This window comes from Pseudonocardia sp. SID8383, assembly GCF_009864975.1.
In the GTDB taxonomy this organism is placed as follows: Bacteria; Actinomycetota; Actinomycetes; order Mycobacteriales; family Pseudonocardiaceae; genus Pseudonocardia; species Pseudonocardia alni.
Window position 1 is genome coordinate 1 of the sequence record NZ_WWFY01000218.1, and the last position, 7,332, is coordinate 7,332.

General features: G+C 71.6%; 7 protein-coding genes. All 7 read left to right on the forward strand.

Annotation, left to right across the window (positions count from 1 at the left end):
- The coding region (locus GTW08_RS05365; protein WP_161151498.1) for a PhzF family phenazine biosynthesis protein at positions 1-373 on the forward strand (373 nt) is incomplete at its 5' end.
- A 165-nt stretch (positions 374-538) separates the two neighbouring features.
- Positions 539-1,498 carry an HpcH/HpaI aldolase/citrate lyase family protein gene (locus GTW08_RS05370; protein WP_062400493.1) on the forward strand — a complete coding sequence of 320 codons (960 nt, stop codon included), beginning with the start codon at positions 539-541 and terminating at the stop codon, positions 1,496-1,498.
- 79 nt (positions 1,499-1,577) lie between these two features.
- Complete coding sequence (locus GTW08_RS05375; protein WP_062400495.1) at positions 1,578-2,771, forward strand: acyl-CoA dehydrogenase family protein; 1,194 nt, start codon at positions 1,578-1,580, stop codon at positions 2,769-2,771.
- Positions 2,772-2,937: 166 nt separating this feature from the next.
- Positions 2,938-3,459: a general stress protein gene (locus tag GTW08_RS05380; protein ID WP_062400497.1), complete on the forward strand. Its 522-nt coding sequence runs from the start codon at positions 2,938-2,940 to the stop codon at positions 3,457-3,459.
- Between the two features lie 146 nt (positions 3,460-3,605).
- Positions 3,606-5,852 carry a carbon starvation CstA family protein gene (locus tag GTW08_RS05385; RefSeq protein ID WP_073577758.1) on the forward strand — a complete coding sequence of 749 codons (2,247 nt, stop codon included), beginning with the start codon at positions 3,606-3,608 and terminating at the stop codon, positions 5,850-5,852.
- Between the two features lie 17 nt (positions 5,853-5,869).
- Positions 5,870-6,064, forward strand: coding sequence for a YbdD/YjiX family protein (locus tag GTW08_RS05390; protein ID WP_062404201.1), 195 nt, complete (start codon positions 5,870-5,872; stop codon positions 6,062-6,064).
- A 154-nt stretch (positions 6,065-6,218) separates the two neighbouring features.
- Positions 6,219-7,332, forward strand: a 1,114-nt coding sequence (locus GTW08_RS05395; protein ID WP_202416427.1) for a methyltransferase domain-containing protein, incomplete at its 3' end; no start/stop codon positions are given.

The following is a 7,332-nucleotide window of genomic DNA, read 5'->3' on the forward strand; positions in this document are numbered from 1 at the left end:
CGCGGTGCCCGACCCCGCGGCGCTGGCCGCCGCGGTCGCCGACAGCGGCGCGACCGGGCTGCTCGTCGCCGCCGTCGACGCCACCGCCGAGCGGGTCCACGCCCGCATGTTCGGCATCGGGATCGGGGTTCCCGAGGATCCGGCGACGGGCTCGGCCGCCGTCGCGCTCGGGATCTTCCTCGCCGACCGCGGCCTGGTCACCGACGACGGCGAGCACTCCTTCGTCGTGACCCAGGGAGTGGAGATGGGCCGTCCGTCCACGTTGTACGCCGGCGTGCGCACCGAGGGCGGCCGGGCCGTCGGGAGCTGGGTCGGCGGGACCGTCGTCGCGGTGGCCAGGGGCTCCCTGACCCCACCTCCCGAACAGGGGTGACCGACGGGTAACCCCACCTGACCACCGGCGGGTGAGAAACCAATCACCTGGACGGGGCGCCGCGGCCGTCGTCGTGCCAGCATCAGTCCCCAGCCCGAGCGCCCGTGTCGTGACGACGTCGTCGCCGCGACGCGGGCGAGGACGATCTCGACGAGGAGCCCGCCTGTGAGCACCACCCTCCGCGCCCGCCGGTCCTGCCTGGCCGTGCCCGGATCGAGCCAGAAGTTCATCGACAAGGCTCGCACGCTGAACTCCGACCAGGTCTTCCTGGACCTGGAGGACGCCTGCGCCCCGCTGGCCAAGCCCGGTGCGCGGACGACGATCGTCGAGGCCCTCAACGAGGGCGGCTGGGGCGAGAAGATCCGCGTCGTCCGGGTCAACGACTGGACCACCGAGTGGACCTACCGCGACGTCGTCGAGGTCGTCGAGGGCGCCGGCGCCAACCTCGACGCGATCATGCTGCCGAAGGTGCAGACCCCCGAGCAGGTCGTCGCGCTGGACCTGCTGCTGACCCAGATCGAGAAGACCAACGGTCTCGAGGTCGGGAGGATCGGCATCGAGGCGCAGATCGAGAACGCGCTGGGCCTGACCAACGTCAACGCCATCGCCACCGCGTCGCCGCGGGTCGAGACGATCATCTTCGGCCCGGCCGACTTCATGGCCTCGATCAACATGAAGTCGCTGGTCGTCGGCGAGCAGCCCCCCGGCTACGACGTGGGAGACGCCTACCACCACATCCTCATGTCGATCCTGATGGCGGCCCGCGCGCACGACAAGCAGGCCATCGACGGCCCGTACCTGCAGATCAAGGACGTCGACGGGTTCCGCCGGGTCGCCGGCCGGTCCGCGGCACTGGGCTTCGACGGCAAGTGGGTGCTGCACCCCGGCCAGATCGACGCCGCCAACGAGACCTTCTCCCCGGCGCAGAGCGACTACGACCACGCCGAGAACATCCTCGACGCCTACGAGTACTTCACCTCCGAGGCCGGTGGCAAGCGCGGCGCGGCGATGATCGGCGACGAGATGATCGACGAGGCCAGCCGCAAGATGGCGCTGGTGATCTCGGGCAAGGGCCGCGCGGCGGGCATGACCCGCACCGACAAGTGGACCCCGCCGGAGGCGTGAGCGCAGCTCGCGCACCGAACCTCAGCGCTGAGGCCCCGACCGCCCGCCGACCGACGACGCTCACCGAGGAGTAACCAGCATGGCCCGGCTCGCCCAGACCGCCGGTCTGACCGACATCCAGACCGAGATCCTGTCCACCGTCCGCTCGTTCGTGGACAAGGAGATCATCCCGCACGCGACGGCGCTGGAGCACGCGGACACCTACCCGCAGGACATCGTCGACGGGATGAAGGAGATGGGGCTGTTCGGCCTCATGATCCCGGAGGAGTACGGCGGCCTCGGCGAGTCGCTGCTCACCTACGCCCTGGTGGTCGAGGAGATCGCCCGCGGCTGGATGAGCGTCTCCGGCGTCATCAACACCCACTTCATCGTGGCGTACATGCTCCGCCAGCACGGCACACAGGCGCAGAAGGAGAAGTACCTGCCGAGGATGGCCACGGGCGAGACCCGTGGCTCGTTCTCGATGTCCGAGCCCGACCTCGGCTCGGACGTCGCGGCGATCAAGACCCGCGCGAAGCAGGACGGCGACGACTACGTCATCGACGGCGCCAAGATGTGGCTGACCAACGGTGGCACGTCGAACCTGACCGCGGTGCTGGTGAAGACCGACGAGGGCGCCGAGCGTCCGCACCAGAACCTCACCACGTTCCTGGTGGAGAAGCCCACCGGCTACGGAGAGGTCGCCCCCGGCCTGATCGTCCCGGGCAAGATCGACAAGATGGGCTACAAGGGGGTCGACACCACCGAGCTGGTGTTCAAGGACCACCGGATCTCCGGCGAGCAGATCCTCGGCGGGGAGCGTGGCAAGGGCTTCGCGCACATGATGGACGGCGTCGAGGTCGGCCGCGTGAACGTCGCCGCCCGTGCCTGCGGCATCGCGATCCGGGCGTTCGAGCTGGGCGTCGAGTACGCCCAGCAGCGCTCGACCTTCGGCAAGCCGATCGTCCAGCACCAGGCGATCGCGTTCAAGATCGCCGAGATGGCGACCAAGGTCGAGGCCGCGCACCTGATGATGGTCAACGCCGCGCGCCTCAAGGACCGCGGCGAGCGCAACGACGTCGAGGCCGGCATGGCCAAGATGCTCGCCTCGGAGTACTGCAAGGAGGTCACCGAGGAGGCGTTCCGCATCCACGGCGGTTACGGCTACTCCAAGGAGTACGAGATCGAGCGCCTCATGCGCGAGGCGCCGTTCCTGCTCATCGGCGAGGGCACCTCGGAGATCCAGAAGACGATCATCTCCCGGGGTCTGCTGCGCGACTACAAGCTGCGCTGACCGCGCCCGCGTCGACGGCCCCGTACCCCGTCCCGGGGTGCGGGGCCGTGTCGTCCGGTCGGTGGGGTGTGACCTGCGGCTCCGCGACTAGTGTTCGGGGCACGTCGCGGTCGGGTCGAACGTTGCACCGACGACGAGACAGGACATCTTCCACGAGGAGCGCGCCATGACCAACCCCTTCGGCGGCCAGACTCGTCCGGCTCCGGGCCTGCCGCAGCTGCCCACTCCGCCGACCGGGTGGCCGGTGGGCTCCTACGCCACCTACGAGGAGGCGCAGCGGGCCGTCGACCACCTCGCCGACTCCGACTTCCCGGTCGCCGACGTGACGATCGTCGGCGTCGACCTGATGCTCGTCGAGCGGGTCATCGCCCGCCTGACCTGGGGCCGTGTGCTCGCCTCCGGCGCGGCGCAGGGTGCCTGGCTGGGTCTGTTCGTCGGTGTCCTGCTGTTCGTGTTCTCCCCGGACGGCAACTTCCTGCCCATCGTCGTCGGCCTGGTGTCCGGGGCGGTGTTCTTCATGGCCTTCGCCGCGGTCAGCTACAGCGCGAGCAAGGGCCGCCGGGACTTCCAGTCCGCCAGCCAGATGGTGGCGGGCCGCTACGACGTCCTGTGCGAGCCGCGCAACGCCGAGCGGGCCCGCGAGATGCTGGCCAAGCTGGCGATGGGCGGCCCCGGCGGGGGCTTCTGACCGGCCCCCGCCCCGCCCGCACGACCCCGCGGCCGTCGTCACCCGACCGGGTGGCGGCGGCCGTCGTGCGTCGGCAAGCGGACATCGGTTCCCACCGGGCACACCGCCTCCTATAGTTCGCGCGTCGGACATATCGGAGGGGCGCGATGACACAGGTGTCGGGCGGACCGGCGGGGCGCGAGCTCCCGCCGGCGGCGGTGGACGAGGAGGTGCTCCTCGCCGAACAGCGGGCGTGGACACCGTGGAAGATCGCGGTGTGGGCGGGGATCGCCCTGCTGGGCGGGCTGGCGTGGGTGATGCTCGCGCTGGTGCGCGGGGAGACGGTCAACGCGATCTGGTTCGTGTTCGCCGCGGTGAGCACCTACGCGATCGCGTACCGGTTCTACTCCCGCTACATCGAGAACAAGCTGCTGCGTCCGGACGACCGGCGCGCCACCCCGGCCGAGTACAAGGAGAACGCCCAGGACTTCCTGCCGACCGACCGGCGGGTCCTCTACGGCCACCACTTCGCCGCGATCGCCGGTGCCGGTCCGCTGGTCGGACCGGTCCTGGCCGCGCAGATGGGGTACCTGCCCGGCACGATCTGGATCATCGTCGGCGTCATCGTCGCCGGCGCGGTCCAGGACTACCTGGTGCTGTTCTTCTCGATGCGCCGCGGCGGGCGCTCGCTGGGCCAGATGGCCCGCGAGGAGCTCGGCCGGGTCGGCGGGATCGCGGCGATCATCGCGACCCTCGCCATCATGATCATCCTGATCGCGGTGCTCACGCTGGTCGTGGTGAACGCGCTCGGGGAGAGCCCGTGGGGCGTCTTCTCGGTGGCGCTGACCATCCCGATCGCCCTGTTCATGGGCGTCTACCTGCGGTACCTGCGGCCCGGGAAGGTCTCCGAGGTCTCCTGGATCGGCTTCGTGCTGCTGATCGGCGCGATCGTCGCCGGCGGCTGGGTCTCCGAGACCGGCTGGGGCCAGGCGCTGTTCACCCTGGACCGGACCACCATCGCCTGGGGCGTGATCGTCTACGGCTTCGTGGCCGCGGTGCTCCCGGTCTGGCTGCTGCTCGCCCCGCGCGACTACCTGTCGACGTTCATGAAGATCGGCACGATCGTGCTGCTCGCGGTGGCGATCATCGTCGTCCGCCCCGAGATCATGGCACCTGCGTTCAGCGAGTTCGCCGGCCGCGACGACGGCCCCGTCGTCGCCGGGTCGCTGTTCCCGTTCCTGTTCGTGACGATCGCCTGCGGCGCGCTGTCCGGCTTCCACGCCCTGATCTCCTCGGGCACCACGCCCAAGCTGGTCGAGAAGGAGCGCCAGACCCGCTTCATCGGCTACGGCGGCATGCTCATGGAGTCCTTCGTGGCGATCATGGCGCTGGTCGCGGCGCTGTCGATCGACCGCGGGCTCTACTTCGCGATGAACGTGCCCGCGTCGCTGACCGAGGGCACCGTCGAGGGCGCGGCCGCGTTCGTGAACTCGCTCGGCCTGATGAACGTCAACGTCACCCCCGACCAGCTGGCGACGACCGCGGCACTGGTCGGCGAGGAGTCGATCGTCTCCCGCACCGGGGGTGCGCCGACGCTGGCGGTCGGCCTGGCGAACATCATGCAGCAGTTCATCGGCGGGCCCGGGATGATGAGCTTCTGGTACCACTTCGCGATCATGTTCGAGGCGCTGTTCATCCTCACCGCCGTCGACGCCGGCACCCGGGTGGCGCGCTTCATGCTGCAGGACGCGATCGGCACCGTGGCCCCGAGGTTCAAGGACACCTCGTGGCGGCCGGCCGCCTGGATCTGCACCGGGCTGATGGTCGGTGCCTGGGGCGCGATCCTGCTGATGGGCGTGACCGACCCGCTGGGCGGGATCAACACGCTCTTCCCGCTGTTCGGCATCGCGAACCAGCTGCTGGCGGCGATCGCGCTCGCGGTCTGCCTGGCGATCGCGGCCCGGCGCGGGCACGTGCGCTACCTGTGGATCATCGTCGTGCCGCTGGCGTTCGCCGCCGTCGTGACGGTCACGGCATCGATGTACAAGATCTTCTCCTCGAACCCGAAGATCGGGTACTGGGCGCAGCACTTCGCCTTCCGGGAGGCCATCGCGTCCGGGGAGACGAGCTTCGGCACCGCGGGCACCCCGCAGGCGATGGCGGCCGTCGTCCGCAACACCTTCGTCCAGGGCACGCTGTCGATCCTGTTCGTGACGCTCGCGCTCGTCGTGATCGTCGCCGCGGTCCTGGCCGCCTGGACGTCGATCTCGACGGGCGGCCGCCCGGACCACGAGGAGGAGCCGGTTCCCTCGCGGCTCTACGCCCCGGCCGGCCTGGTCGCGACCCCGGCGGAGAAGGAGCTGGAGAAGGAGTGGACCGAGACGGCCGGCACCCCGGCCCGGTCGGGGCACTGACCGTGGCGGGACCGACCGTGGCGGCCGCGACGCTGGCCCGGCTGCGGGCGCTGCACGGCTGGTGGCGCGGGGTGATCGGGGCGGACCTGTACGACCGCTACCTCGACCACCACCGTCGCAGCGGGCACGACCACCCGCCGATGACCGAGCGGGAGTACTGGCGGGCCCGCACCGCGTACCAGGAGAGCAACCCGCAGGGCCGCTGCTGCTGAGGCGGCACCCCGTCTCCGGCCGGACCCGCTGCGCCGCACGGGTGGCCGGAGCTCCACGTTCGGCCCAGCGCGCCCTCCCGGGTGGGTGTCACACCCCACCGGGGAGGGCGCGTCGGGTTCCGGACACGGGCTGCTGCGGGCAGGATCAGGCCCCGTGAGCGGCGAGGCGTGGCAGGAGAGCGACCAGATCCGCCCGGCCACGGTGCACCGTGCCTACGGGCGGGGTGCCGCGGGCTTCGACGCCTTCGTCGCGACCCTGCCCGGCTACCGCACCCACCTGCGGGTGTCGGCGTCGCGGATGGGCCTGGGCGACGGCCACGGTCTGCGTCTGCTCGACGTCGGCTGCGGCACCGGGGTGTCCACCGAGGCGCTGCTGACCAGCGTCGGAGGTGCCGAGGTGGTCGCGGTCGACGCGTCCGCGGAGATGCTCGCCGTCGCCCGGAAGAAGAACTGGTCGCCCCGGGTGACGTTCGTGCACTCCCGGCTGGAGACCCTCGCCGAGGCCGGCATCGAGGGCCCGTTCGACGGGATCCTCGCGTCCTTCCTGGTGTCCAACCTGCCCGACGCCGAGCACGGCCTGCGCCGGCTGCTGAGCCTGCTCGCGCCCGGCGCCCCGCTGGCGGTGCACGACTACGCCGTCGGCGGCCGGAGCCGGATGCGCTGGACGACGGCGAACTGGACCTGGATGCTCCCGATGGCCTCGCTGCGCTGGGGGGCCGCGGACCTCGCCCGCTACCGGGCCAGGCGGATCGCGACGGCCGGTGGGCCCGAGCAGATGGTGCACCGGATGGAACGGGCCGGGTTCGACGACGTCCGCGTCCAGACCGTCGGCGGGGTCCAGCAGCACCTCGTGCACACGTTCCTGGGACGGCGCCCCGACGAGCCCGACGTGGTGGGGGAGCGCCAGGAACGCCGCGCCCGCCGCTCGGCCATCGCCGCCGCGGGGTGGCGGCCCCTCCGGGACGAGCCCGCCCCGGCTCCCGGGGACACGACCGAACCCGTCGACGAGGGCGGCCCCGAGGACCCCGGCTACGCCGAGACACTCCCGGAGCAGGTGCTCGAGGACGACGGGGTGGAGGTGGGGGAGGGTGACGCCGACGGCGCCGCGGACCCGGCCCCGTCCGGTGCGGCGGACGACCCCGCCCCCACCGAGGACGACGACCCGGACACCCGCCCGCGCGGGCACGCCGTGGCCCGGGCGCTGCGGTACGGGCTGCCGGACCCCCGTCCCGAGCCCTCCGACCCCGGCGCCGCGGAACCCGGGTCCG

Excerpts from the sequence above, each read along its gene's own strand:
- GTW08_RS05375 (WP_062400495.1), top strand. The coding sequence starts at position 1,578 with ATGGCCCGGCTCGCCCAGACCGCCGGTCTGACCGACATCCAGACCGAG.
- GTW08_RS05380 (WP_062400497.1), top strand. The coding sequence starts at position 2,938 with ATGACCAACCCCTTCGGCGGCCAGACTCGTCCGGCTCCGGGCCTGCCG.
- GTW08_RS05385 (WP_073577758.1), top strand. The coding sequence starts at position 3,606 with ATGACACAGGTGTCGGGCGGACCGGCGGGGCGCGAGCTCCCGCCGGCG.